Below are 25,604 nucleotides of genomic sequence, written 5' to 3'. Positions count from 1 at the left end.
TGTGAAGGTCAAAAACCTCCAGAGGGGAACAGCTAATGCGGTGGTACTGGGAGAGAAACCACAAGATGCATCAGCTGAGAGAGATATGGTGCTTCCCTAGGCAGGTTTCAATGCTTTTTTGTGCATGTCTGCTATGCGCCGCACAATTTTTTTGCGGTGCGGCATTTCTCGAAGCAGTAAGGCAAAAAAAGAGGGCCACTGGAAAACCAGGGCCCTTATAAGTGTGAAGGTCAAAAACCTCCAGAGGGGAACAGCTAATGCGGTGGAACTGGGAGGAAAAGCCACCATGTGCATCAGCTATGTGCGATATGGTGGTTTAATGGGCAAACGGCAACCCTTATTTGCGCATGCCAGTCATGCGCTTTCTGCATAGTATGCAAAACGTCGACAAGTCAGGGCTTAAAAGTTCCAGTTTCTGGCCTTGCTGACGATGAAATCGCGGAAGGCTTTCAGCTTGGCGGCGTTCTTGATCTCGTCGGGATAGCAGAAATAGGTGTCGAAGGAGGGCACGTCGGCGTTGATCGCCAGCTGAATCAGACCGGGATCGCGGCCGACGATGTAATCCGGCAGGCAGGCGACGCCGATGCCGAGCAGGGCGGCGCGCTTGATCGAGGTCTGGCTGTTGATCTGCAGATGCGGGATGCGCTTGTTGTCGGAGGAGCGGCCGGCGACCTCCAGCCAGTTGACGTCGAGCAGGTAGCTCGGCGCAGGCTCGCCGAAAGTGATGATGCGGTGATTGTCGAGATCCTCGATCTTCTGCGGCTCGCCATGGCGGTTGATGTAGGAGGGAGCGGCATAGACGTGCATGTGCACGGTGAAGAGCTTGCGCTGGATGAGGTCGGACTGTTGCGGCTGGCGCAGGCGGATCGCGCAATCGGCATGGCGCATGTTCACATCCACTTCCTCGTTGTCGAGGATCAGCTGGATCTGCACATCGGGATAAAGCTGCAGGAATTCCTGGATCTTGTCGGTCAGCCAACCCTGGCCGAGACCGACCGTCGTCGTCACGCGCAGCTTGCCGGACGGCGTCTCATTCGTCTCGGTGAGCTGCATCTTCACGGTTTCGAGCTTCAGCAGCACGTCATGGGCGGTGCGGTAAAGCAGCTCGCCCTGTTCCGTCAGGATCAGGCCGCGCGCATGGCGGTGAAACAGCTTGGTGCCGACATCCTGCTCCAGCGCGCTGACCTGGCGGCTGATGGCGGATTGGGACAGATGCAGTTTATCCGCCGCATGCGTGAACGAACCCGCCTCGGCAGCTGCGTGAAAAATACGCAGCTTGTCCCAATCCAATGGCATTCCCCCACCCCTCATGCCGATCTTACTCCGCTGCCACGGCGACGGGCATGTGGCCCGTCAGATATCGCTCGGCTTCAAGGGCGGCCATGCATCCGAGGCCCGCGGCAGTGATCGCCTGGCGGAACGTATCGTCGGTGACGTCACCCGCGGCATAGACTCCCTCCAGGCTGGTCGCGGTCGAATCCGGTGCGGTCCAGAGGTAGCCGTTGTCCTTCAGCTTCAGCTTGTCCTTGAAAAGCTCGGTGGCCGGCGCATGGCCGATCGCAACGAAAACGCCGTCGACCGGCACTTCCGTGATCGCGCCGGTGCGCACGTCACGCAGGCGCGCGCCGGAAACGGACGGCGGCATCGGGGGCTTTGCCGGCGTACCGGTAATCTCGGCGACTTCGCTGTTCCAGAGAACCTTGACGTTCTCCTTGGAGAACAGGCGTTCCTGCAGGATTTTCTCTGCGCGGAAAGAATCGCGGCGGTGCACCAGTGTGACCGATTTCGCAATATTGGAGAGATAGAGCGCTTCCTCGACGGCGCTGTTGCCGCCGCCGACCACGATCACATCCTTGTTGCGATAGAAGAAACCGTCGCAGGTGGCGCAAGCCGAAACACCAAAACCCTGGAAATGCTGTTCGCTCTCGATGCCGAGCCACTTGGCCTTGGCGCCGGTGGCGATGATTAGCGTATCGGCGGTCCAGACCTGGCCGCTATCTGTGCGGGCGACGAAAGGGCGCTGGTTCATGTCGACTTCGGTCACAAGGTCGTTGACGATCTCGGCGCCGACATGTTTTGCCTGCTGCAGCATCTGTTCCATCAGCCAGGGACCCTGGATCGGATCGGCAAAGCCCGGATAGTTCTCGACGTCCGTAGTGATCATCAGCTGGCCGCCCTGTTCGAGACCGGCGATCAGGACCGGCTTCAGCATGGCGCGCGCGGCATAGACTGCGGCCGTGTAGCCGGCGGGTCCGGAACCGATGATGAGCACCTTGGTGTGGCGGGCGGGCATGTCATTTCCTTTCGACTGGGCAGGAGGGCGGCGGCGCAGTGGCGATTGCGCCGTTTCGCGGTCCACGCGCCATTTATGAACGTCCAATGCTTTTATTCAAGGGCAGCCTTGCGTTACCAACAAGGCAAATCGCCCGGATGTGCAAGAATCCGTCATCGGCGTGAAACATTCTTGCGTATTCCGCGGCTTTATATAGAAGCTCCCCGCGGAGAATTAAAGAAAGGCAATGATGTGGGTCGCGCCGAACTCGACGTCATCGATATAAAGATACTCCGGGAATTGCAGGCCGATGGCCGCATGACCAATGTGGAGCTTGCCGATCGCGTCGGCATCTCGGCGCCGCCCTGCCTGCGCCGGGTGCGCAAGCTCGAGGAAGCCGGCATCATCGAGGGCTACCATGCGATGCTGAACAGCCCGAGGCTCGGCTTCGATCTGGTCGCTTTCTGCATGGTCGGCCTCAAGCACCAGTCGGAAGGCAATCTCAAGGCCTTTGCAGCCGCCACGGCCGAATGGCCGCTGGTGCGCCAGGCCTGGATGGTCTCTGGCGACAGCGATTTCCTGCTCCATTGCGTGGCTGAAAATCTCACCCATTTCCAGGATTTCGTCATCGAGATTCTGACGGCGAACGAACATGTCGACACCGTGCGCACCATGCTGACGATCCGGCAGGTGAAGAAACTCGGACTGGTCGAAGTCTGAAGCCGCTTACTTGCGCGCGGCATAGCCGCCGCGGTTGATGCCGTGGCGCTGGAGCTTGTCGTAAAACGTCTTCCTCGGAATGCCGAGCGCCTCGATGGTGCCGCGCACGTCGCCATCATTGGCCGCGAGCGCGTCGCGGATGATCTCCGCCTCGTAGCGTTCCAGCCGTTCAGGCAGCGTGCCGCCCGTCGGCTGCTGGGGGACGAGTGCTGCTCCGCCACCTTCCACGCCCAGCACCACGCGTTCGGCATAGTGGGAGAGTTCGCGGACATTGCCCGGCCAGGCATGGGTGGCGAGATGGCGGCGGACATTCTCTGTAAGCTGCGGGACATCGCGGCGGAAGCGCTCGGCCGCACGGGCGGCGAAATGGGAAAACAGCAGCGGAATATCGTCGCGGCGCTCTCGGAGCGGCGGGATGGAAATCGTCACGACATTCAGCCGGTAATAGAGATCCTCGCGAAAATCCCCGCGCACCGCGGGATCGCCGAGGTCGATCTTGGCGGCTGCGACGACGCGCAGATCGACCGGGCGGACCTCGTTGGTGCCGAGCGGGGTGATTTCGCGCATTTCCAGCACCCGCAGCATCTTGACCTGCGTGGCGAGGGGCATGCTCTCGATCTCGTCGAGGAAAAGCGTGCCGCCGCTTGCATGCTCGATGCGGCCGGTGCGGCGCTTCTGGGCGCCGGTAAAGGCGCCGGCCTCATGGCCGAAGAGCTCGCTTTCGATGACCGTCTCGGGCAGTGCCCCGCAGTTCAGCGCCACGAAATTGCCCTTCCGGCGGTGGCTCCACTGATGCAGGATCTGCGCGACCACTTCCTTGCCGCTGCCGGTCTCGCCGGCGACGAGCACGTCGACATCGGTATCGGCAATGTGGCGAAGAATGTTTCTCAGATTTTCCATTACAGCCGTCTGGCCGATCAGCGGTGAATTCTCCTGCGCGTCTTCGGCCGCCTTGCGCAGCATCCGGTTTTCCAGAACAAGCCGCCTTTTCTCGCTGGCCCGGCGCACGCTCTGCACCAGCCGATCTGCTGGAAAGGGCTTGGCGATGAAATCATAGGCGCCGTCCTGGATGGCCTGAACGGCCATCGGAATATCGCCATGACCGGTCATCAGGATCACCGGCAGGTCGGCGTCCATTTTCTGAAGCGTGGCGAAGAGCTGCAGCCCGTCGATTTCGGGCATGCGGATATCGGTGACGACGGGGCCGGCAAAATCCGGCGGCAGGTCGGCCAGCGCGGCCTTGGCGCCCTCATAGGCCGACACGGAAAATCCGGCGAGTTCGAGCGTCTGGGCCGTGGCGCGGCGCAAATCCTTGTCGTCGTCGATCAGCGCAACGGGCATCGGTGTGGCCATGATTTCAAGCTTTCTTCAGATGAACCATGAATCGGGTGCCGCTGTCGTCGCTCTCAACCTCCATCCTGCCGCCGTAATCGCCGACGATATCCTTGGAGATGACCAGCCCCAGGCCGAGACCGCTTTCCTTCGAGGTGTTGAACGGCGTGAACAGACCCTTGCGGATCTCGGGCGAAATGCCGGGGCCGTTGTCGGCGACCGTCAGTGTCACCATCTCCGCATCGATTGACGTGCTGACGTCGACACGACCCTCTTCGGCTTTCGGCGCGACCGCCTCCAGGGCGTTCTGAAGCAGATTGATGAGAACCTGCTCGAGACGGATCCGGTTTCCCATGACCTGCAGTTCGGCAGACGGCAAGTCGATATCGAGCGTATCCATGCGGCCGGCAAACCGGCTGCGCAACAGCATCACCGCGCCCTCGATGACGTCCTTCAATCCCGTCGGTTCGGCGTTGCCGCGGCCCTTTCGCGCAAAGGTCTTCAGCTCCTCGGTGATCGAGCCGATGCGTTCCGTCAACGCGGCGATGTTTTCGAGATTTTCACCGGCGGGCGCCGTCTGGCCGCGATCGAGAAAGGTGCGGGCATTGTCGGCATAGGCGCGGATGGTTGCGACCGGCTGATTGATCTCATGGGCGACGCCGGCGGCCACCTGACCGAGGATTGCCAGACGGTTGGCCTGCACCAGATCCTGCTGCACGGCCTGCAGCTTCTGCTCCGTGCTCCTGTGCCCGGTGATTTCCGCCTGCAGCCGGTCGCGCGCCTGGCTGAGATCGAGCGTCCGCTCGGCGACGCGCCGTTCCAGTTCCTCCCGCGCCTGCTGTTCCCTGAAAATCTTGAGGGTGACTGCCTGGCGGCGGCGCAACAGGAAGGCAGCGCCTGATAGCAGCGGCAGGAGCATGAGCAATGCCAGCATCCGGGCTTCGCGAATGCCGGCATCGACGGACGGCCCCAGCGCCACCAGATGCTGCAAATGCCATGCTGTCGCGGGAACAGGCATGCCGACATCGAGAAACCTGGTTTTCCCGGCGCCGCCCGGCATGACGATCTCGACGACGTCGAGCCTGTCACCGAGGCTTCGGACCTTATCGAGCGGCAGCGGCTGAAGCGGCGCATCGCCGAATTGCAGGCTTTCGCGGATCGCCGTCAGCCGGTCGTCGGCGATCCGGCCGATCGTCATGAAGCGCCACGAGGGAATGCTGGTGATGAGAACGATGCCGCGATCGTCGATGACATAGGACGGTGCGTCCGAGGCATTCCAATCCGCCTCGATGTCGTCGAATTCCACCTTGACCACGACGACGCCGAGCAGCCCGTTGCCGCCCGATATCCGCTCGGAAATATAGAGGCCGGGTTTCTTGCTGACGGTGCCGAGCGCGAAGTGCTCGGCTTGTCCTTGCGCCACCGCCCCCCGAAAATATTCCCGGAAGCGATAGTCATTGCCGACGAAGCTCGTCGGTTCGCGCCAGTTGCTGGCCGAAACCGCCATGCCGTTCTTGTCGATGACATAGATGACGGCAGCCTTCGTCCCCGCCGCCAGGACTTCCAGTTTCCGGCTGAGTTGCTCGAACGCGCCGGCATCGTTTCCCGCCAATGCGGCTGCGAGGGCGGCGTCCTGCGACAGCACGAAGGGGAGCGCCCGGTATTTTTCGAGGACCGTGCGCAGCAATGCCGCATTCAGCCTTGCATCGGTGCGCGCCTGTTCTTCGAGGGCAGTCTCGGCCTGGTAACGGCCGATCTCGCCGCCGGCCCACAGGCTTGCGGCGATGGCGACAAGCGCGATCGCCGCAAAGGCCCACCACATCCGGCGGATGCGGTGCTGCAGGGGCAGGGAAGACCACAGCGGCGACAGGGACAAGGACATGGAGGATTTGTGCATTTTTCTGCACGGGATGCAAATGGATTTGTGCGGATTTCCGCATTCCTCAGCGAGTTGTCGGTGGCCGGTGTGATTTTTTATGCAATTAAATCAATAGTCTAGTCGGATCATTCGAAACTGGCACGGTGATTGCGAAGGAGATGGCAACAACGGCTGAGCTGTTGGAGTGAAGCGAACGGCTCGGGAGGCCGGAGTTCGTTCCGGACGAGCCTTTAGGAGGACATCATGATCGCAGCACCATTCGATGCAGTCGCAGACAGCAAGGGCAAGAAGCCCTTTTATTCCCATCTTTACGTCCAGGTTCTCGCGGCCATCGCCGCCGGCATCCTGCTCGGCCATTTCTACCCCGAACTCGGCGCGCAATTGAAGCCGCTCGGCGATGCCTTCATCAAGCTCGTCAAGATGATCATTGCGCCGGTCATCTTCCTGACGGTTGCGACCGGCATTGCCGGTATGAGCGACCTGAAAAAGGTCGGCCGCGTCGCCGGCAAGGCGATGCTTTACTTCCTGACCTTCTCGACGCTGGCGCTCGTCATCGGCATGATCGTCGCCAATGTCGTCCAGCCCGGCGCCGGTATGAACATCGATCCGGCTTCGCTCGATCCCACCGCCGTCGCCACCTATGCCTCGAAGGCGCATGAGCAGAGCATCGTCGGCTTCCTCACCAACATCATCCCGACGACGATTGTCGGCGCCTTTGCCGATGGCGACATCCTGCAGGTGCTGTTCTTCTCGGTGCTGTTCGGCATCGCGCTCGCCATGGTCGGCGAGAAGGGCGAGCAGGTCGTCGGCTTCCTCAATGCCCTGACGGCTCCGGTCTTCAAGCTCGTCGCCATCCTGATGAAGGCCGCCCCGATCGGTGCTTTCGGCGCCATGGCGTTCACCATCGGCAAGTACGGCATCGGTTCGATCGCCAACCTCGCCATGCTGATCGGCACTTTCTACATCACCTCGCTGCTCTTCGTTCTCGTCGTTCTCGGCGCCGTCGCCCGTTACAACGGCTTCTCGATCCTGGCGCTGCTGCGCTACATCAAGGAAGAGCTGCTCTTGGTTCTCGGCACCTCTTCGTCCGAAGCCGCACTGCCGGGGCTGATGAACAAGATGGAAAAGGCCGGCTGCAAGCGCTCGGTCGTCGGCCTCGTCATCCCGACAGGCTATTCCTTCAACCTTGACGGCACCAACATTTATATGACCCTGGCCGCGCTGTTCATTGCTCAGGCAACCGGCATCAATCTCTCCTGGGGCGACCAGATCCTGCTGCTGCTCGTGGCGATGCTGAGCTCGAAGGGTGCTGCCGGTATCACCGGCGCCGGCTTCATCACGCTTGCCGCAACGCTCTCCGTCGTGCCCTCCGTGCCGGTCGCCGGCATGGCGCTCATCCTCGGCATCGACCGCTTCATGTCGGAATGCCGGGCGCTGACGAACCTCGTCGGCAACGCAGTCGCAACGATCGTCGTGGCACGTTGGGAAAACGAGCTTGATACGGCACAGCTCGCCAGAGCCCTGGGCGGCCAGGCGGAAGAGGGCGCTCCGGCTGCCGGGCTTCAGCCGGCGGAATAACCTCGCCTGATTGTTGGCAATCTTTGCAGCGGCCCGTTTTACAGCGGGCCGTTTGCTTATTGTAATTTCGTTCTCTCCCATCGTCATCCTCGGCCTTGTGCCGAGGATCTGCTGCCCTATCGATCGGAAGCAGATGCTCGGGACAAGCCCGAGCATGACGGAGGAGAGGTTGGCGGGGCTACTCAGCGGTAAAGTGGGCCGTTTTTTTGGCTTTAACCGCGATTGTCACCGAGAAGGCTGTTGTAAACAGCGCCGATCGCGTTTGCTTCCTTTTCCAGCGCGAAATTCGCCCTGACATGCTTCAACGCATTTTCGCCATGCGCAATCGCCAGCGCGGGATCTGCGATATAGGGCGCGATGGCCCGGATCAGCGCCTCACCGTCGCCGGCAGCCACCACCGCGCCGGTCTCGCCCTCGGCGATCAGTTCGGCATAGGCGCCCGCATCGGATGCCACCACCGCCGTCCGCGACGCCATGGCTTCGAGAGGCGTCAGGCCGAAGCCTTCGTTGCGGGAAGGGGCGACGTAAAGCGTCAGGCGGCGGTACCAGACCTTGATGTCAGGCACTTCGCCGAGGAAGAGAATGCGATCGCCGAGGCCGGCGGCGGCGACGTCCGCCTTGAGCTTTTCGCCGAAAGCCGTGTGCTCCGCGGTCACCCGGCCGGAGACGACTGCCGTCCATTCCGGGTGCTGCGGCAAGAGCTCGATCATCGCTTGGACGAAAAGATCGGTGCCCTTCTGATGGCGCACGCGGCCGAAGCAGCCGACGAGATAGCGGCCGGGCAGGCCGGTGGCGGTAATGCCGTCCTCTGCCGTTTCCGGCGGATGGAACAGGGAAAGGTCGACACCGTGCTGGATGACCGTATGCGGCACCTCAAGGAAAGAGCCGGACCGGTCGCTGGTTGCGATCACCGCGTCCATGCGGCGGATCAGCCATTTGGTATAGGCGGTGTGGCGGCGTTGCGCGGCCGAGGTGAAGAGCAGCTTCAGCGGCATGCGCAGGAGATGGCGAAGCAGGATGCCGGCGGCCATCTCATTGTTGCGGCGGGCGTGCCAGACACGCTGGCGCCGGCGCGCCGGCGGGCGCCAGAGGCCGGCGAGCTGCGGCCACTTCAGTTTCGGCAGGCCTTCCGGCAGGCCGGGGCCGAGTGTGGCGATCCTGAAACCGAGGCGGATCTGGCAGGGGATGAGCTGGACGATGGTCGACGTGACGCCGGAGAGCCGGCGCTTGAAATTGGGCGCGATGATCTCGACGTCACGAATATCCGGCAAGGGATGGGTCTCGCTTCTGGCGGGCGATCAGCCCCAGGTCACCTGGAGGATCTCGTAGGCCTTGGAGCCGCCCGGTGCATTGACCTCGATGGAATCGCCGACTTCCTTGCCGATCAGCGCGCGGGCGATCGGAGAGGAGATGGAGATGCGGCCGGCCTTGACGTCTGCTTCCTGGTCGCCGACGATCTGGTAGGTCTTTTCTTCCTCGGTGTCCTCGTCGACGAGCTTCACCTTGGCGCCGAACTTGATCTTGTCGCCGGACATCTTGGTGAGGTCGATGACCTCGGCGCGCGCCGTCAGGTCTTCCAGCTCGCTGATGCGGCCTTCATTGTGGCTCTGGGCTTCCTTGGCGGCGTGGTATTCGGCATTTTCGGAAAGGTCGCCATGAGCACGGGCTTCGGCGATCGCCTCGATGATTCGGGGGCGCTCCTCCTGCTGACGCCAGCGCAGTTCTTCCTGCAGCTTGACGAAACCACCCTGTGTCATCGGTACCTTTTCAACCATTTTTTTGTCCTTCACGCCTCGTGTTCGCGCAATCAGGCGCCCACACAAAAGAAAACAGGTCCCGAAGGGGAGCTTCGGAACCGTGCCACAATTCTAGTTAAGTGCTTATAGCAGATCGGCAAGGCCGATTTCCAGAAAATTCGCATAGGCGAAAAACCACCCACCGCGACATCGGGCGATGCGCCCCCAAAATGGGCAGAGACGGGATCGTTTTGGTTGACTTGATACATTAGAACATATAGTGAACATAGGAATGAAGAAGTCGCTAACCGAACGCTTGGCCATTCTTTCCGACGCCGCGAAATATGACGCTTCCTGCGCCTCCAGCGGCACGGTGAAGCGCGATTCCAGCGCAAGCGGCGGGCTCGGTTCGACCGAGGGATCGGGTATCTGCCATGCCTATGCGCCGGACGGGCGGTGCATTTCGCTTCTGAAGATCCTGCTCACCAATTTCTGCATCTACGACTGCGCCTATTGCGTCAATCGTTCGTCGAGCAATGTCGAGCGGGCGCGATTTACGCCGGAGGAGGTCGTCTGGCTGACGCTGGAATTCTACCGCCGCAATTATATCGAAGGCCTGTTCCTTTCCTCCGGCATCATTCGTTCGTCCGACTACACGATGGAGGAGATGGTGCGCATCGTCCGCGAACTGCGCGTGACTCATCATTTTCGCGGTTATATCCATCTGAAAGCGATCCCCGAGGCGTCGCCGCATCTGATCGGGGAGGCGGGGCTTCATGCCGACAGGCTGTCGCTCAATATCGAATTGCCGACCGACAGCGGCGTCACCCGCTTCGCGCCGGAGAAGAAACCCGCCAATATCCGCCGATCGATGGGCGATCTCAGGCTGAAGATCGAAGCGGCCGGCGAACCGACATTACGGACGAAGAAACGTCAGCGATTCGTACCGGCCGGCCAGAGCACGCAGATGATCGTCGGCGCCGATGGCGCGAACGATGCGACGATCCTTGCGAGCAGCGGCCGGCTCTACAGCAGCTATGGCCTGAAGCGCGTCTATTATTCCGCCTTCAGCCCGATCCCGGATTCGTCGAAAAACCTGCCGCTGATCAAGCCGCCGCTGATACGCGAGCATCGGCTTTACCAGGCCGACTGGCTCTATCGCTTCTACGGTTTCGGCATCGACGAGATCACCGCCAACCAGGCGGGTGGCATGCTCGATCTCAACCTCGATCCGAAGCTCGCCTGGGCGCTCGCCAACCGGGGCGAATTTCCCGTCGATATCAACAAAGCCGAACGCGAGCGGTTGCTGCGTGTGCCCGGGCTCGGCACCAAGACGGTCAAGGCGATCGTTTCGGCCCGCCGCTTTCGCCGTCTGCGCCTCGACGATCTCTCGCGGCTCGGCGTTTCGATCAGGAAGGTCCAATCCTTCATCTCGGCGGAAGGCTGGTCGCCGCGCCGGCTGATCGACAGGCCGGATCTTCGCGCCATGTTCGAGCCGCAACCTGAACAATTGTCGTTGCTGTAATGCGCCGGGTCGTGCTTGCAGGACGGGGCGATCTTGGCGAATGGCGCGATGCCGCGCGCGCCTTTGCGGCCGCCGGCATTGGGCCTGAGGAGATCGACTGGCGCGAAAAAAGTGCGGAGGCAGATCTTTCATTCCAGCGCGACGCCATGCCGCCGGCGCCTGCGGCGACACGCAAGCCGATGACGGTGCCGCCGGCCTTCCTCGAACTTGCCGAGACGGTTCTCTGCCATTCCGATCCGGCGCGGTTTTCCCTGCTTTACCGCCTGCTCTGGCGGCTGCAACTGGACCGGCAACTGCTTGAGGTCATTTCCGATGAGGATGTGGTGCGGGCGCAGCTGATGGCGAAGAACGTTCGGCGCGATGCGCACAAGATGACGGCCTTCGTCCGTTTCAAGGAGGTCGGTGCGGTGACGGAGGGCCGGCGAAAATTCATCGCTTGGTTCGAGCCGGATCATCATATCGTCAGGCGTACGGCGCCCTTCTTCCAGCGGCGCTTCACCGACATGGACTGGCTGATCGCAACGCCCAAGGGCTCGGCCGCCTGGGACGGGGAGCGGCTGACGATGAGAGACGCCCCCTGCGAGAAGCCCAATCTCAGCGACGCCACGGACGAACTCTGGCGTACCTACTACGCCAATATCTTCAATCCGGCGCGACTGAAGGTGAAGGCGATGCAGGCGGAGATGCCGAAGAAATACTGGAGGAACCTGCCGGAAGCCGATCTCATCCCCGGGCTGATTGCGTCGGCCGAGAGCAAGGTGCTAGCCATGGCGGCGCGCGAGGCGACGCAGTCGCTGCCCTTTCACGACCGCTTGCAGCAGGCGGCGCGCAACCATCCCGCAGAGCCCGAAGCTTTGGCCGGCACGCTGGAAGCCCTCAGCGCCGAGGCCGCCGTCTGCACGCGCTGCCCGCTGCACGAGAAGGCCACACAGACCGTGTTTGGGGAGGGGCCGCACGATGCGGAGGTGATGTTTGTCGGCGAGCAGCCGGGCGACCAGGAGGATATTGCAGGCCGTCCCTTCGTCGGTCCGGCCGGCCGGTTGCTCGACCAGGTGATAGCAGAGGCGGGCATCGACCGCTCAAGGCTCTATGTCACCAATGCCGTCAAGCATTTCAAATATGAGCCGCGCGGCAAGCGCCGCATCCACCAGAAGCCCAATATGAGCGAGGTGAAACATTGCCGCTGGTGGCTCGATCTGGAAATGGAACTGGTCAAGCCGAAGCTGATCGTTGCCATGGGGGCGACGGCGCTTGCGGCGCTGACCGATGCCAAGCAGCGTCTCCAGGATATCAGGGGGCAGGCAATGGCGATCGAAGGCGGGCGGACGCTCTTCGTGACAGTGCATCCGTCCTATCTGCTGCGCATTCCCGACGAGCGATCGAAAGCGGAGGAATTCGCACGATTTCGAGACGATATGCTGAAAATACAGGGGCTTATCACAGCGACCGGATAGTTTGATTCCGGAATGTGGCGCCTCTGCCGGAATGACATGTGCCACCGCTCGATCGAGCGATGGCACCGTTTATTTCGAGCGATCTCAGGCGAAATAGCTCTGCAGCGGCCGGACTTCCAGATTGCCTGCCTTCAGCGCCTTGATCGCCTGGGCGGCGGCTTCGGCGCCGGCCATCGTCGTGTAGTAGGGCACCTTCTGCATCAGCGTCGCACGGCGCAGCGATTTCGAGTCCGAGATCGCCTTGTTGCCGTCGGTGGTGTTGATGACGAGTTGGACCTGGCGGTTGCGGATGGCGTCCTCGATATGCGGACGGCCTTCCAGAACCTTGTTGATCTTGGTGGCGGTGATGCCGTTTTCGCCGAGGAAGCGGGCGGTGCCGCCGGTTGCCAGTACCTTGAAGCCCTGTTCTACGAGAATGCGGATCGCCGGCAGCACGCGCGCCTTGTCCTCGTCGCGTACGGAAACGAAGACCGTGCCGTCACGCGGCAGCTCGACGCCGGCGCCGAGCTGCGACTTGGCGAAGGCCAGCGCAAAATCGGTATCGAGGCCGATGACTTCGCCGGTCGAGCGCATTTCCGGGCCGAGCAGCGTGTCGACGCCGGGGAAGCGGGCGAAGGGGAAGACGGCTTCCTTGACGGCGATGTGCTTCAGCCGGCGCGGATCGGGCTTTTCACCATAGGCGGCGAAGGTTGCGTCGAGTTTCTCGCCGGCCATGACGCGGGCGGCGATCTTGGCGATCGGCGCGCCGATGGTCTTGGCGACGAAGGGCACGGTGCGCGAGGCGCGCGGATTGACTTCGAGAACGTAGACGGTGCCGTCCTTGATGGCGAACTGGACGTTCATCAGGCCGCCGACATTGAGCGCCTTGGCCATCGCCTTTGCCTGGCGCTCGAGTTCGTCGATCAGTTCGACGGGCAGCGAGCGCGGCGGCAGCGAGCAGGCGCTATCGCCGGAATGGATGCCGGCTTCCTCGATATGCTCCATAATGCCGGCGACATAGACGTCGGTGCCGTCGCAGAGGCAGTCGACGTCGACTTCGATGGCGTGGCTGAGGTAGCTGTCGAAGAGCAGCGGGTTCTTGCCGAGCAGCGTGTTGATCTGGCCGGTCTTGTCGTTCGGATAACGCTGCTTGATATCTTCGGGCACCAGTTCCGGAACCGTGTCGAGCAGGTAGGTCTGCAACTGGCCTTCCGAATGCAGGATCTGCATGGCGCGGCCACCGAGCACGTAGGACGGGCGCACGACTAGCGGGAAGCCGATTTCGGCGGCGACCAGGCGGGCCTGCTCGACCGAATAGGCGATGCCGTTGTTCGGCTGGTTGAGGTCGAGCTTCATCAGAAGCTTCTGGAAGCGGTCGCGGTCTTCGGCGAGGTCGATCATATCGGGCGCAGTGCCGAGGATCGGAATGCCGTTCTTTTCCAGCGCCTCGGCAAGCTTCAGCGGCGTCTGGCCGCCGAACTGAACGATGACGCCGACGACTTCGCCCTTTTCCTGCTCGGCGCGCAGGATCTCGATCACGTCTTCGGCCGTCAGCGGCTCGAAATAGAGGCGGTCAGAGGTATCGTAATCGGTCGAGACGGTTTCCGGGTTGCAGTTGATCATGATCGCTTCATAGCCGGCATCCTTCAGCGCGAAGGCGGCATGGCAGCAGCAATAATCGAACTCGATGCCCTGGCCGATGCGGTTCGGGCCGCCGCCGAGGATGACGACCTTCTTGCGGTCGGACACTTCGGCCTCGGAGCGGGCAGTGCCGACGAAGGGCGTTTCATAGGTCGAATACATATAGGCGGTCGGCGAGGCGAATTCGGCAGCGCAGGTATCGATCCGCTTGAAGACCGGGCGGACGTTCAGGCTGTTTCGGACCTCGGCGATCTGCTTCGGGCGCTTGCCGGTCAGTGTTGCCAGGCGCGCGTCGGAAAAGCCCATGGCTTTCAGCATGCGCAGGTTCGCGGCATCCTCCGGCAGACCGTGCTCGCGGATACGGGCTTCCGTGTCGACGATGTTCTTGAGTTCGGCGATGAACCAGGGATCGATCTTGCAGCCTTCATGCACCTCTTCGATGCTGAGGCCCATGCGCAGCGCCTGGGCGACCATGCGCAGGCGATCCGGCGTCGGCGTGCCGATGGCGGCGCGGATGGCGTTGTGGCTGGATTCGCCTTCCTCGGAGTCGGGGATCTCGATCTCGTCGAGGCCGGTCAGGCCGGTTTCGAGGCCGCGCAGCGCCTTCTGCAGCGATTCGGCGAAGGTGCGGCCAATCGCCATGACTTCGCCGACCGATTTCATCGCGGTCGTCAGAACCGGCGAGGCGCCGGGGAATTTCTCGAAGGCGAAACGCGGGATCTTGGTGACGACGTAGTCGATCGACGGTTCGAAGGAGGCAGGCGTGGCGCCGCCGGTGATATCGTTGTCCAATTCGTCGAGCGTATAGCCGATGGCGAGCTTGGCGGCGATCTTGGCGATCGGAAAACCGGTGGCCTTGGAGGCCAGCGCCGATGAGCGCGACACACGAGGGTTCATTTCGATGACGACGAGACGGCCGTCCTTCGGATTGACGGCGAACTGCACGTTCGAGCCGCCGGTCTCGACGCCGATCTCGCGCAGCACCGCGATCGAGGCGTTGCGCATGATCTGATATTCCTTGTCGGTCAGCGTCAGCGCCGGGGCGACGGTGATCGAATCGCCGGTGTGGACGCCCATCGGATCGATGTTTTCGATCGAGCAGATGATGATGCAGTTGTCCGCCTTGTCGCGGACGACCTCCATCTCATACTCCTTCCATCCGAGCACCGATTCTTCGATCAGCACTTCGGTGGTCGGCGAAGCATCGAGACCGCCGCCGACGATTTCGAAGAATTCCGAGCGATTGTAGGCAATGCCGCCGCCGGTGCCGCCAAGCGTGAAGGAGGGGCGGATGATGGCGGGCAGGCCGACATGGTCGAGCGCCTGGGCGGCAATCGCCACGGCATGGTTCATGTAGCGCTGCTTGCGGTCGCTCTCGCCGAGGTTCCACTGGTTTTCCAGCTCGTCCAGCGCCTTGTCGAGATCCGGGCCGGAGAGGCTTTCGCGCAGCTTGCTGCGCTCGGCCTCATGGGTCTTGCGGTCGAGATCCTTGATGTCGGTGGCGTTCGCCAGCATCGAGCGTGGCGTTTCCAGGCCGATGCGGGCCATGGCCTCGCGGAACAGCGCGCGGTCCTCGGCCATGTCGATGGCGGCGGGCTTGGCGCCGATCATCTCGACATTGTAGCGGTCGAGCACGCCCATGCGCTTCAGAGAAAGGGCGGTATTCAAAGCCGTCTGGCCGCCCATGGTCGGCAGCAGCGCGTCCGGGCGTTCCTTGGCGATGATCTTGGCGACGACCTCGGGAGTGATCGGCTCGACGTAAGTTGCGTCGGCAAGGCCCGGATCGGTCATGATCGTCGCCGGGTTGGAGTTGACGAGGATGACGCGGTAGCCTTCCTCCTTCAGCGCCTTGCAGGCCTGGGTGCCGGAATAATCGAATTCGCAAGCCTGGCCAATGACGATCGGTCCCGCGCCGATGATGAGGATCGATTTGAGGTCTTGGCGCTTCGGCATGGGCGATATCCATATGTCTGGCTGCGCAAAAAGCCGGCCAGGGTGGGAGATCACCGGGTCGGGTCGCGCATTGAGGTCTTTTCAGGCTAGAAGCGGCTTATAGGCAAATGTATTTGCAAACGGAACCCCATAAATCGCGGAATCGACAGGAATCCAACACGGCGCAAACGCCGATCTTCCGTCGGGCACGGCCAGCACCCGGATTTCGCGGCTGCGGGCCGGATTGGCAATGGCGTCCGGAGCCGCCTCGAGGCCAATCCGGCTGGATATCGATGGCTCGGCCTCGATCCTGCCGAAGGCGATGCGATCGGTAGCGTTGGTCGCCTTCTCGGTGCTCGCTGAGGCGGGGGCCGATTGCCGATGAAGCCGCTGGAATTCCCTTCGCTGACGGATATATAGATTGCTAGGTGCAAGCACGGGCATTGCCGGGGAGAACGAAGATGGAATGGAGAGGCCGGCGTCAGTCCGACAATATCGAAGATCGCCGCGGTGACCCGGCGAGCGGCGGCTTCGGCCGTGGCGGCGGCTTCAATTTTCCCTCCGGCGGCGGCGTTCGCCGCGCCGGCGGCGGCTTGAGCATCGGCACGATCATCTTCCTCGTCGTCATCTATTTCATCTTCAAGATGATGGGCGTCGATCTGCTGCAGGTGCTGGATAACGGCGGCATGTCGAGCGGCCCCGGCTACGAGCAGAGCCAGTCGCAAGGAACACGCACGCCTGCCAATGACGAGATGACCGCCTTCATGCGCACGGTGCTTGCCGAGACCGAGGATACGTGGAACGGGATATTCCAGGCGCAGGGCCAGACTTACGAAGAGCCGCGTCTCGTGCTGTTCTCCGGCTCGACGGCATCGGCCTGCGGCTCCGCATCGGCGGCAACCGGACCGTTCTATTGCCCCAGCGACCACAAGGTCTATCTCGACACCCAATTCTTCCAGGAACTTTCCGACCGGTTCGGCGCGTCGGGCGATTTCGCCGAGGCCTATGTCGTCGCCCACGAGGTCGGCCATCACGTGCAGAACCTGCTCGGCATCCTGCCGAAGTTCAACCAGGCCCGCCAGCGCATGAGCGAGGAGGAGGCCAACAAGATGTCGGTCCGCGTCGAGCTGCAGGCCGATTGCTTCGCCGGCATTTGGGGCAAATATACCCAGCAAAAGGGGTTGCTGGAGAGCGGCGATTTGGAGGAGGCGCTCAACGCCGCCCAGCAGATCGGCGACGATACGCTGCAGAAACGCTCGCAGGGTTACGTCGTGCCGGAGAGTTTCAACCACGGCACCTCGGCGCAGCGCGCGCGGTGGTTTAAGCGCGGTTTCGACAGCGGACAGCTCTCGGCTTGCGATACGTTTTCGGGGCCGGTTTGAGGGTGATTAGCTAAGGTTTGCGCGTGTCGCCCCCTCATCCGCCTGCCGGCACCAACCGGGGTCGAGCCACGGGTCTCGACCCGTCCTTCGGACCCCCGCTGGGGAGAAGCGGAATCGTGACGGCGACTCGCTCCCTCTGATACCTCGGCTGTGGGAATAACGGTCGTGCGGCTTGGTCTCTTCTCCCCAGCGGGGAGAAGATGCCGGCAGGCAGATGAGGGGCGCGCGCGGCACAACGTTCAGTCCCTTTTCAACCCGCCCTTTGCCTACTTCTCACTATCCATATGCTTCAGCATCTGTTCGGGATAACGCCCGCCGGCGGCTGCGTCCTTCGGGACGGCGCGTTCGATGGCGGCGAAATCCTCTGCTGACAGGTCGACTGCGCGTGAACCGAGCGCCTCGGTCAGCCGGTCGCGGCGGCGGGCGCCGATGATCGGGACGATATCCTCGCCCTTGGCGGCGACCCAGGCGATGGCGATCTGGGCGACGGAGACGCTTTTTGCCTGGGCGATCTCGCGCAACTTTTCCACCAGAGCGAGGTTCTGCTCGATATTGCCCTCCTGGAAGCGCGGACTATGGGTACGAAAATCGCCTGCCGCGACCTGGCCTTTCTGCCAGTGGCCGCTGATCAGGCCGCGCGAGAGCACACCGTAAGCGGTGATCGAGATGCCGAGTTCGCGGGTCGCCGGCAAGATCTTCTCTTCGATGCCGCGCGAGATCAGCGAATATTCGATCTGCAGATCGACGATCGGGGCGACGGCTGCAGCACGGCGGATGGTGTCGGCGCCGACTTCCGACAGGCCGATGTGCCTGACATAACCTGCTTTGACCATGTCGGCGATGGCGCCGACCGTATCCTCGATCGGCACGCTCGGATCGAGGCGGGCCGGACGGTAGATATCGATATAGTCGACGCCGAGGCGCTGCAGCGTGTAAGCGAGGAAGTTCTTCACCGCGGCTGGGCGGGCATCGATGCCGTTCCAGCCGCTGGCGGGATCGCGGAGCGCGCCGAATTTGACGCTGAGAATGGCATCCTCGCGCCTGCGGCCTTTCAACGCCTCGCCGATCAGCATCTCGTTATGGCCCATGCCGTAGAAATCGCCGGTGTCGAGCAGGTTGACGCCGGCATCGAGCGCGGCATGGATCGTCGCAATGCTTTCGGCGCGGTCGGAGGGACCATACATGCCGGACATGCCCATGCAGCCGAGGCCGATGGCCGAGACTTCAGGTCCGGTCTTTCCCAATCGATAGGTCCGCATTGCCTTCTCCTTCGTTCGCACGCGCACGCCCCGAGCAGCGCTGTCGATGCCGTTCTACCGCTTTTGTTTTCGGGCGATAATCGGGCGGTCTCGAACAGCCTGTACGGCGAAATGCACAATGAGCGATCTTCCTGTCAGTGATCTGGATGCCGTCGCTGCGATTGCAAGGGAACGCGGAGCTTGGCGCTGGCTCTCGATCTCCTGAGGCAGCGCCCTCCGGTTGACGGATTTCATAAATTTCCCGTGCGGCACTATCAAAATCTTTGAAATGTTCACGGATTGTTTCGGTTTGTTTTCTGAGCTATGTCATTTTCTCGGCGACGAGATCGTCTTTTCAGAACCAACCGCTGTAGAGATGCCTCATGCTTGACCCTAAATTCGTTCGCCGCGGCCTTTTCCTGGTCTTCATCATCCTCTTCCTCGATATTATCGGCATTGCCATCATCATGCCGGTGCTGCCCGCCTATCTGGAGCAACTGACCGGCGGCAGTGTCAGCGATGCGGCGATCGACGGCGGCTGGCTGATGCTGGTCTACGCCGGCATGCAGTTCCTGTTTGCGCCGTTGCTCGGAAACCTATCGGATCGTTTCGGCCGCCGGCCGATTCTTCTGCTGTCGGTGCTGACCTTCGCGATCGATAATTTCATCTGCGGCATCGCTACCAGCTTCTGGATGCTGTTTGTCGGCCGCGTGCTCGCCGGCATCAGCGGCGGCAGCTTCGCCACCTGCTCGGCCTATATCGCCGATATCAGTACGGAGGAGAACCGGGCGAAGAATTTCGGGCTGATCGGCATCGCCTTCGGCGTCGGTTTCACCATCGGCCCCGTTATCGGCGGCTTCCTCGGCGAATTCGGCCCGCGTGTGCCGTTCCTCGGCGCGGCGGCGCTGTCGCTTCTCAATTTCATCGCCGCCTGCTTCCTGCTGCCGGAAACGCTGGAGGCTAAGAACCGCCGGCAGTTCGAGTGGAAACGCGCCAATCCGCTCGGCGCGCTGCGGCAGATGCGCCATTACCCCGGCATCGGCTGGGTCAGCCTGGTGATGTTCCTGTTCTTCCTGGCGCATGCCGTCTATCCCTCGGTCTGGTCCTTCGTGTCGACCTATCGCTATGGCTGGAGCGAGGGGCAGATCGGCCTGTCGCTCGGCATTTACGGGATCGGCGCTGCCTTGGTGATGGGACTGATATTGCCGCGTGTCGTGCCTCTGCTCGGCGAATGGAAGACGGCACTGCTCGGTCTCTGTTTTTCGGCTGCAGGGCTGACCGGTTACGCCTTTGCCTGGGAGGGCTGGGTGGTCTATGTGGTGATCGTGGCGACCGTCATGGAAAACGTCGCCGATCCGCCGTTGCGCAGCATCGCCGCCGGCAAGGTGCCGCCCTCGGCGCAGGGCGAGCTGCAAGGCGCGCTGACCAGTCTCAGCAGCATCACCACCATTCTAGGCCCGCTGATCTTCACACAGTTGTTCAGCTATTTCACGCGGCCCGAGGCACCGGTCACCTTTGCCGGCGCCCCCTATCTGACGGCCGCCCTGTTCATCCTGGTGGCCGCCGGCATATTCCTCGTGCGGGTCCGGGTCCGCCAGCCGGCCGAGGCGCTGGAAGCGGCGGGTTGATCGATCAGGAATGCTGATGTGATGATGAATTTTTCATCATCTGCCTGTTTTGGGGTAGTTCTTCGCCGGGCTTTGATCTAAGTCCGGAATGATATTTTGCCGCGAGCTGCGGCGATGCCATTTCAATCACAGGACTAGTGTCATGGACACGCCGATCGACGCGCGCAGGCTTGCGCCGACAAACGATAATCGTTGGGGTGCACATTTCCGTGCAACGCTGGCGCTCGGCATTCCGCTGATCGGCGCGCAGCTCGCCCAACTCGGCATCAACACCACCGACGTGATGATCGTCGGCCGTCTCGGCGCCGAACATCTGGCCGCGATGGTGCTGTCGGCCCAGTTCCTGTTCACGATCCTGATCTTCGGCTCGGGTTTTGCCATCGCCGTCATTCCGATGGTGGCGCAGGCCTATGGCCGCGGCGACGTCGTCTCGGTGCGCCGGGCGCTGCGCATGGGTCTCTGGGTGGTGATCGCCTACTGGCTTGTCATGCAGCCGGCCTTCTTCAACTCGGAGCAGATCCTGCTCTTCGCGCAGCAGAAGCCGGAGGTGGCCAAGCTCGCTCACGGCTATATCATGATCGGCCAGTTCGGCGTGCTGCCGGCGCTGCTCTTCAACGTCATGCGGGCGCTCGTCAGCGCCATCGGCAAGGCGGGCATCATCCTCAACGTCACCATCGCCACGCTGGTGCTGAACGCGATCTTCGCCTATGCCCTGGTGCTCGGCCATTTCGGCTTTCCGGCGATGGGGCTCGAAGGTGCTGCGATCGTTTCAGTCGTCGTACAGACGGCAGGCTTTCTCTTCATCCTGGCTTTCGTGCAGCGGCGGGAGGAGACGCGGCGCTACGAGATCTTCGTGCGGTTCTGGAAGCCCGACTGGCATGCGCTGCTGGAGGTGATCCGGCTCGGCTTCCCGATCAGCGTCACCATTCTTGCCGAGGTCAGCCTGTTCACGGTCGCCTCGCTGCTGATGGGCTATATCGGCACCATCGAGCTTGCCGCCCATGGCATCGCCCTACAATGGGCCTCGATCGCCTTCATGATCCCGCTCGGCCTCAGCCAGGCGGCGACGGTGCGCGTCGGCGTCGCCCACGGGCAGGGCGATTACGATGGGCTGGTGCGGGCTTCGGTCATGGTCCTCAACCTTGCCTGCGCCATTTCGGCGGTAGGCTCGCTGCTCTTTGCCACCATGCCGCAATTCCTCGGCAGCTGGTTCCTCGACGTCAACTCGCCGGAGGCGCCCGAAGTGCTTGCCTATGCCGGGCCGCTGATCGTCGTTGCCGGGCTTTTCCAGCTCGTCGACGGGCTGCAGGTGATCGCCAATGGATTGCTGCGCGGCCTCAAGGATGCCCGCGTGCCGATGATCATGGCGTTGATCGCCTATTGGCCGATCGGCTTCTTCCTCGCCTGGGCCTTCGCCTTCCCGCTGGGCTTCGGCGGCATCGGCATCTGGTTCGGCTTCCTCGTCGGGCTGGCGGCGGCGGCCGTCATGCTCTGCGCCCGCTTCTACCTTCTGCTTCGCCGCGAGGGAGCAGCGGCCGGGGCCTGAGCCGGCGGCCATTACCCTCAAGCCGCGACAGGCTTGTAGCTGGCGATATCGGCGCGAATGCCGAGACGTGCAAACAATTCCTGCGGGTCGAAATTCGCCGCCTTGTGAGCGGCGGCGACGACTGCCCGCGCGCGCTCGACGACCTCGGTATTTTCCCATTCGGCGATCGTGACGAAATTGAATTCGCCGGGGCCGGCGACCTGCTCCAGCACCCGGTGATCGATGAAACCCTCCTGTGCCTCCAGCACCTTGTGGGTCATCATCACTTTGACGAGAAATTCCTCCCGCGCCGCCGCCGGCACGATGAATTTGTCGACACGAAAAAGGGCACCGCTCATCTATTTTCTCCTGCATGAGATGTCTGCAGGGAGATCTGTAATTCCTCAAGTTAAGTTGAGGTCAAGATGCGGGTAAAGAAAAAGGCTCGCCTATCGGCAAGCCTTCATCTGAACTGGGCAGTTCTTGAAATTAGAGCATGTCGCGCAAAAGTGTGCAGCGGTTTTGAGGCAACGACATGCGTAAAAACAAAGACCTAAAGCGCGAGGAGCGAATCTGAAAGATCGCGACGCGCTTTAGCGTTCGGCCAGCGCCGGTTCGCCCTTCTTTTCGCGCACCATGTTGATGAAGCGGCGGAAGAGGTAGTGGCTGTCCTGCGGGCCGGGAGAGGCTTCCGGATGATGCTGCACCGAGAAGACCTGTTTGCCGAGCACGCGCAGGCCGCAATTGGTGCCGTCGAAGAGCGAAATATGAGTCTCTTCAACGCCGTTGGGCAGCGACTTCGAGTCGACCGCGAAGCCATGGTTCATCGAGACGATCTCGACTTTACCTGTTGTATGGTCCTTGACGGGGTGGTTGGCGCCGTGATGGCCCTGGTGCATTTTTTCGGTCTTGGCGCCCAGGGCGAGACCCAGCATCTGATGGCCGAGGCAGATGCCGAAGACCGGGATGTCGGTCTTGATAAGCGTCTGGATCACGGGCACGGCATATTCGCCGGTTGCCGCCGGATCGCCGGGGCCGTTCGACAGGAAGATGCCGTCCGGCTGCATGGCGAGCACGTCTTCGGCGCTGGTAGCAGCCGGCATGACCGTCACCTTGCAATCCAGACCGGCAAAGAGGCGCAGGATGTTGCGCTTGACGCCGTAATCGAGGCAGACGACGTGGTATTTCGCGTCCGCCGCGGCGAGTTCGCCATAGCCTTCGTTCCACACCCATGGCGTCTCGGTCCATTGCGAGGACTGACCCGAGGAGGCGATCTTGGCAAGGTCGAGGCCTTCGAGACCGCTCCAGGCCTTGGCTTCGGCCTTCAGTGTCTCGATGTCGAAGACGCCGTTCAGGTCGTGGGCGATCACCGCGTTCGGGGCGCCGTTCTCGCGGATCCAGGCGGTCAGCGCACGCGTATCGATGCCGCAGAGGCCGATCACGCCACGTGCCTTCAGCCATTGATCGAGATGCTTGGCGGCGCGGTAGTTCGAGGGGTCGGTGATGTCGGCCTTGAAGATGACGCCGACGGCGCCGTGGCGGGCAGCGGGCGTCAGGTCTTCGATATCTTCATCGTTGGCGCCGATATTGCCGATATGCGGAAAGGTGAAGGTGACGATCTGGCCGAGATAGGAAGGGTCGGTCATGATCTCTTCATAGCCGGTCAGCGCCGTATTGAAGACGACTTCGGCCTGGACCTTGCCGGTGGCGCCGATGCCCTTGCCTTCGATCACCGTGCCGTCGGCAAGAACGAGCAGGGCGGTCGGCTTTTCGATTGTCCAGGGTGCTGTCGCGGTCATCTTCATCCCGTTTCCGGCGGTCGGTGCGCGTTGCCGCGCGCGTCGCCATTTGATCTCGCAGGCGTGTGGACGCGGCAATGCCGCGCGCTTCAGGCCTGATCACGAATTTTGGTGCAGGTGGCGGTAAATAGCCACGCAATCGCTGAGCGTCAATCTTTCTAGCCGAGATTGCCGCCGTTTTCCTGCGCTTTATCGCGCCGATCGCGCAATTTATTTGATCCGCCGCATTAGCGTGGTTTATGAAGCGGCATCGAAAAAGGAGAAAAGACCATGCTGCGCGATCAACTCGCCACCCAGCTGAAAGAGGCGATGAAGGCTAAGAATGCGGAGCGGCTTTCCACCGTCCGGTTGATTCAGGCTGCGGTCAAGGACCGTGATATCGCCAATCGCGGCACCGGCAAGGAGCAGGCGAGCGACGACGAGATCCTGCAGATTCTCGCCAAGATGGTGAAGCAGCGCGACGAATCGGCCAAGATCTACGAGGAGAATTCGCGCCCGGAGCTTGCCGCCAAAGAGCGCGCCGAAATCACCGTCATCCAGGATTTCATGCCGAAGCAGCTTTCGGATGGTGAGGTGCGCGCCAATATTTCAGCTGTTATCGCCGAGACGGGTTCCTCAGGCGTCAAGGACATGGGCAAGGTGATGGCGGCGCTCAAGGAGCGTTATGCCGGCCAGATGGATTTCGCCAAGGCGTCGGCGACCGTTAAGGAACTGCTGAACGGATAGGCCTCAGACCACCCGTCTCGCCTGCGGTTCCTCCTGAACCGCAGGCCCGAGCACTGCTTCGGCAGCCGCATCGATGATGGCGAACTTCGCCGCTTGATAATTCCAATATTCCATGATGAAGCGGCCCGACAGCCAGAAGTCACCCTTTCGGGAGGGTTCGGTCCAGCCGACACTTTCCATGTTTGCCGCCTGCGTCAGAAGCCGCTTCAGGTGGGTGTTGGAGATCATGAACTGCTCGCGGATTTCCCGGAGCGACAGCGGGCCGACCACGACGCGTTCGGCCGTCCGGGGAAATTGCGGAAGGCGCGAGATCAGGTAATCCATCACCAGCCCGCCGGTATTCGCCCAGTTGAAAAGATTGAAGGTCGGCCCCGGATTGCGCACCGCTTCGCTGCCGATAATCGCCTTGGCGATCCGCGGCTGGATCGCGGCCATCATCGCCGAGGGATCGGCGGTGATCCTGTCGGCGCGTCCACCGCCGTCGAGGCTGTCGAGGATCATCACATGGGCGACGAGCCATCGGGTGAAATGCTGTTCGGCGATCTCCGTGGGTTCCAGATAGCGTGTGCGCTTGTCGGGGCCGGGAACCGTCCGCAGGAAGCGGTAAGCCAGCATTTCCTGCATGAAGGCCGCAGCCGTATTGCGGCTGGCGATGTCGTTCCTGACCGCGAAATCGATGAACCGGCCGGAATAGAGGCCGCCGCTCCTGCCGTCGTCAGGGTGACCGTAATGAAGCGCGAAGCCGGCATGGGCCATCAGCCAGCGCTGTTGCGCGGCGAAGATCGAGGCGATGCGAGGGCTCTCGCGATAGATCGAGAGCATCTGATCAGCGCAATGGAGGATCGCCGCGAGAAAGCGATCGTCTGCTGCGAGATTGTCCGCGGTAAAAGCCATTTGGAGAGGTCCAGGAGTTCGGCGCATACATCTTTCATGCAAGCGCCGCCTGTCAACGGTTTTGTCTATAAGCGGTTAATTTCAAAGGGAGAGTTGTCGCAAAGGAGCTTAAAATTTAAGAAGGCAGGAGCTGGGGGCGCTCCTGCCTTCTTGCTCTTTGCTTCCACCGGCACGCAGGGCCGAAGCCCAAGCCGGAGGGTGTTTGCAAAGGCACCCTTGCGAAGCGGCGCCGGGGGTAGGGATGGTGCTTCGCTCGGGGATCGCTTTGTTGAGATCGAACCTATTGCGGGCCGGCGGCTTATTCAAATTACAAAAAAATAATGATTGCCGAAAACGTCGTTTTTAGAGGCGCCGAAGCGAAGGT

At 62.0% G+C, this 25,604-nt stretch carries 19 protein-coding genes; 8 read left to right on the top strand and 11 right to left on the bottom strand.

The annotated features are described in order from the left end of the window. Positions 1-399: 399 nt before the first annotated feature. Positions 400-1,296: a LysR family transcriptional regulator VtlR gene (locus GGD57_RS10245; RefSeq protein ID WP_003593139.1), complete on the bottom strand. Its 897-nt coding sequence runs from the start codon at positions 1,294-1,296 to the stop codon at positions 400-402. 22 nt (positions 1,297-1,318) lie between these two features. After that, positions 1,319-2,293, bottom strand: coding sequence for a thioredoxin-disulfide reductase (gene trxB / locus GGD57_RS10240; protein WP_184469348.1), 975 nt, complete (start codon positions 2,291-2,293; stop codon positions 1,319-1,321). Positions 2,294-2,524: 231 nt separating this feature from the next. Here trxB and GGD57_RS10235 point away from each other — a divergent pair, with 231 nt between their 5' ends. Beyond that, positions 2,525-2,992 (top strand): Lrp/AsnC family transcriptional regulator, encoded by a 468-nt coding sequence (locus tag GGD57_RS10235; RefSeq protein WP_097610853.1) that lies wholly within the window; start codon positions 2,525-2,527, stop codon positions 2,990-2,992. Positions 2,993-2,998: 6 nt separating this feature from the next. On the opposite strand, the gene GGD57_RS10230 is transcribed toward GGD57_RS10235, so the two are convergent. Together GGD57_RS10230 and GGD57_RS10225 are read right to left on the bottom strand one after the other, a co-directional pair. Further along, positions 2,999-4,345, bottom strand: coding sequence for a sigma-54-dependent transcriptional regulator (locus GGD57_RS10230; protein ID WP_184469346.1), 1,347 nt, complete (start codon positions 4,343-4,345; stop codon positions 2,999-3,001). Between the two features lie 4 nt (positions 4,346-4,349). Continuing rightward, complete coding sequence (locus tag GGD57_RS10225) at positions 4,350-6,221, bottom strand: sensor histidine kinase (protein ID WP_184469344.1); 1,872 nt, start codon at positions 6,219-6,221, stop codon at positions 4,350-4,352. A 225-nt stretch (positions 6,222-6,446) separates the two neighbouring features. On the opposite strand from GGD57_RS10225, the gene GGD57_RS10220 reads away from it, so the two are divergent. After that, positions 6,447-7,781, top strand: coding sequence for a dicarboxylate/amino acid:cation symporter (locus tag GGD57_RS10220; protein ID WP_097610851.1), 1,335 nt, complete (start codon positions 6,447-6,449; stop codon positions 7,779-7,781). 212 nt (positions 7,782-7,993) lie between these two features. On the opposite strand, the gene GGD57_RS10215 is transcribed toward GGD57_RS10220, so the two are convergent. Beyond that, the gene (locus tag GGD57_RS10215; protein WP_184469342.1) at positions 7,994-9,052 is read right to left on the bottom strand and encodes a glycosyltransferase family 4 protein; all 1,059 of its coding nucleotides are present in this window, start codon (positions 9,050-9,052) and stop codon (positions 7,994-7,996) included. A gap of 27 nt (positions 9,053-9,079) precedes the next feature. Then, complete coding sequence (gene greA / locus GGD57_RS10210) at positions 9,080-9,556, bottom strand: transcription elongation factor GreA (protein ID WP_085739005.1); 477 nt, start codon at positions 9,554-9,556, stop codon at positions 9,080-9,082. A gap of 253 nt (positions 9,557-9,809) precedes the next feature. Between greA and GGD57_RS10205 the strand changes: the two genes are divergently transcribed. Together GGD57_RS10205 and GGD57_RS10200 are read left to right on the top strand one after the other, a co-directional pair. Further along, positions 9,810-11,042, top strand: a complete 1,233-nt coding sequence (locus GGD57_RS10205; protein ID WP_184469340.1) for a putative DNA modification/repair radical SAM protein — start codon at positions 9,810-9,812, stop codon at positions 11,040-11,042. Continuing rightward, positions 11,042-12,496 (top strand): UdgX family uracil-DNA binding protein, encoded by a 1,455-nt coding sequence (locus tag GGD57_RS10200; RefSeq protein WP_184469338.1) that lies wholly within the window; start codon positions 11,042-11,044, stop codon positions 12,494-12,496. Before GGD57_RS10205 ends, GGD57_RS10200 begins: the two co-directional genes overlap by 1 nt. A gap of 84 nt (positions 12,497-12,580) precedes the next feature. Here GGD57_RS10200 and carB read toward each other — a convergent pair whose 3' ends face one another. Further along, positions 12,581-16,069 (bottom strand): carbamoyl-phosphate synthase large subunit, encoded by a 3,489-nt coding sequence (gene carB, locus GGD57_RS10195; RefSeq protein WP_184469336.1) that lies wholly within the window; start codon positions 16,067-16,069, stop codon positions 12,581-12,583. Positions 16,070-16,509: 440 nt separating this feature from the next. Here carB and ypfJ point away from each other — a divergent pair, with 440 nt between their 5' ends. Continuing rightward, positions 16,510-17,430, top strand: coding sequence for a KPN_02809 family neutral zinc metallopeptidase (gene ypfJ, locus GGD57_RS10190; RefSeq protein WP_184469327.1), 921 nt, complete (start codon positions 16,510-16,512; stop codon positions 17,428-17,430). A gap of 266 nt (positions 17,431-17,696) precedes the next feature. On the opposite strand, the gene GGD57_RS10185 is transcribed toward ypfJ, so the two are convergent. After that, a complete protein-coding gene (locus GGD57_RS10185) occupies positions 17,697-18,689 on the bottom strand; it encodes an aldo/keto reductase (protein WP_184469325.1) in 993 nt (330 codons plus the stop codon). Positions 18,690-19,051: 362 nt separating this feature from the next. Between GGD57_RS10185 and GGD57_RS10180 the strand changes: the two genes are divergently transcribed. Further along, entirely contained in the window at positions 19,052-20,296 is a 1,245-nt protein-coding gene (locus tag GGD57_RS10180) for a TCR/Tet family MFS transporter (RefSeq protein WP_184469323.1), read from the top strand. Between the two features lie 142 nt (positions 20,297-20,438). Then, complete coding sequence (locus tag GGD57_RS10175) at positions 20,439-21,842, top strand: MATE family efflux transporter (protein ID WP_184469321.1); 1,404 nt, start codon at positions 20,439-20,441, stop codon at positions 21,840-21,842. Positions 21,843-21,859: 17 nt separating this feature from the next. On the opposite strand, the gene GGD57_RS10170 is transcribed toward GGD57_RS10175, so the two are convergent. Further along, positions 21,860-22,180 carry an antibiotic biosynthesis monooxygenase family protein gene (locus GGD57_RS10170; protein ID WP_184469319.1) on the bottom strand — a complete coding sequence of 107 codons (321 nt, stop codon included), beginning with the start codon at positions 22,178-22,180 and terminating at the stop codon, positions 21,860-21,862. A 234-nt stretch (positions 22,181-22,414) separates the two neighbouring features. Beyond that, entirely contained in the window at positions 22,415-23,620 is a 1,206-nt protein-coding gene (gene carA / locus GGD57_RS10165) for a glutamine-hydrolyzing carbamoyl-phosphate synthase small subunit (protein ID WP_184469317.1), read from the bottom strand. Positions 23,621-23,890: 270 nt separating this feature from the next. On the opposite strand from carA, the gene GGD57_RS10160 reads away from it, so the two are divergent. Next, positions 23,891-24,346: a GatB/YqeY domain-containing protein gene (locus tag GGD57_RS10160; protein ID WP_184469309.1), complete on the top strand. Its 456-nt coding sequence runs from the start codon at positions 23,891-23,893 to the stop codon at positions 24,344-24,346. Between the two features lie 3 nt (positions 24,347-24,349). On the opposite strand, the gene GGD57_RS10155 is transcribed toward GGD57_RS10160, so the two are convergent. Next, positions 24,350-25,240 (bottom strand): hypothetical protein, encoded by an 891-nt coding sequence (locus GGD57_RS10155; protein WP_184469307.1) that lies wholly within the window; start codon positions 25,238-25,240, stop codon positions 24,350-24,352. Between the last annotated feature and the right edge of the window lie 364 nt (positions 25,241-25,604).

The organism is Rhizobium esperanzae (assembly GCF_014197615.1).
GTDB classification, from domain to species: domain Bacteria; phylum Pseudomonadota; class Alphaproteobacteria; order Rhizobiales; family Rhizobiaceae; genus Rhizobium; species Rhizobium esperanzae_A.
This window is presented reverse-complemented; position numbering and strand designations above follow the sequence as displayed.

What these genes read in the sequence shown, in the direction of transcription:
- GGD57_RS10245 (WP_003593139.1), bottom strand. Translation starts at nt 1,296, where the DNA reads ATGCCATTGGATTGGGACAAGCTGCGTATTTTTCACGCAGCTGCCGAG.
- trxB (WP_184469348.1), bottom strand. Translation starts at nt 2,293, where the DNA reads ATGCCCGCCCGCCACACCAAGGTGCTCATCATCGGTTCCGGACCCGCC.
- GGD57_RS10230 (WP_184469346.1), bottom strand. Translation starts at nt 4,345, where the DNA reads ATGGCCACACCGATGCCCGTTGCGCTGATCGACGACGACAAGGATTTG.
- GGD57_RS10225 (WP_184469344.1), bottom strand. Translation starts at nt 6,221, where the DNA reads ATGCACAAATCCTCCATGTCCTTGTCCCTGTCGCCGCTGTGGTCTTCC.
- GGD57_RS10220 (WP_097610851.1), top strand. Translation starts at nt 6,447, where the DNA reads ATGATCGCAGCACCATTCGATGCAGTCGCAGACAGCAAGGGCAAGAAG.
- greA (WP_085739005.1), bottom strand. Translation starts at nt 9,556, where the DNA reads ATGGTTGAAAAGGTACCGATGACACAGGGTGGTTTCGTCAAGCTGCAG.
- GGD57_RS10205 (WP_184469340.1), top strand. Translation starts at nt 9,810, where the DNA reads ATGAAGAAGTCGCTAACCGAACGCTTGGCCATTCTTTCCGACGCCGCG.
- GGD57_RS10200 (WP_184469338.1), top strand. Translation starts at nt 11,042, where the DNA reads ATGCGCCGGGTCGTGCTTGCAGGACGGGGCGATCTTGGCGAATGGCGC.
- carB (WP_184469336.1), bottom strand. Translation starts at nt 16,069, where the DNA reads ATGCCGAAGCGCCAAGACCTCAAATCGATCCTCATCATCGGCGCGGGA.
- ypfJ (WP_184469327.1), top strand. Translation starts at nt 16,510, where the DNA reads ATGGAATGGAGAGGCCGGCGTCAGTCCGACAATATCGAAGATCGCCGC.
- GGD57_RS10185 (WP_184469325.1), bottom strand. Translation starts at nt 18,689, where the DNA reads ATGCGGACCTATCGATTGGGAAAGACCGGACCTGAAGTCTCGGCCATC.
- GGD57_RS10180 (WP_184469323.1), top strand. Translation starts at nt 19,052, where the DNA reads ATGCTTGACCCTAAATTCGTTCGCCGCGGCCTTTTCCTGGTCTTCATC.
- GGD57_RS10175 (WP_184469321.1), top strand. Translation starts at nt 20,439, where the DNA reads ATGGACACGCCGATCGACGCGCGCAGGCTTGCGCCGACAAACGATAAT.
- GGD57_RS10170 (WP_184469319.1), bottom strand. Translation starts at nt 22,180, where the DNA reads ATGAGCGGTGCCCTTTTTCGTGTCGACAAATTCATCGTGCCGGCGGCG.
- carA (WP_184469317.1), bottom strand. Translation starts at nt 23,620, where the DNA reads ATGACCGCGACAGCACCCTGGACAATCGAAAAGCCGACCGCCCTGCTC.
- GGD57_RS10160 (WP_184469309.1), top strand. Translation starts at nt 23,891, where the DNA reads ATGCTGCGCGATCAACTCGCCACCCAGCTGAAAGAGGCGATGAAGGCT.
- GGD57_RS10155 (WP_184469307.1), bottom strand. Translation starts at nt 25,240, where the DNA reads ATGGCTTTTACCGCGGACAATCTCGCAGCAGACGATCGCTTTCTCGCG.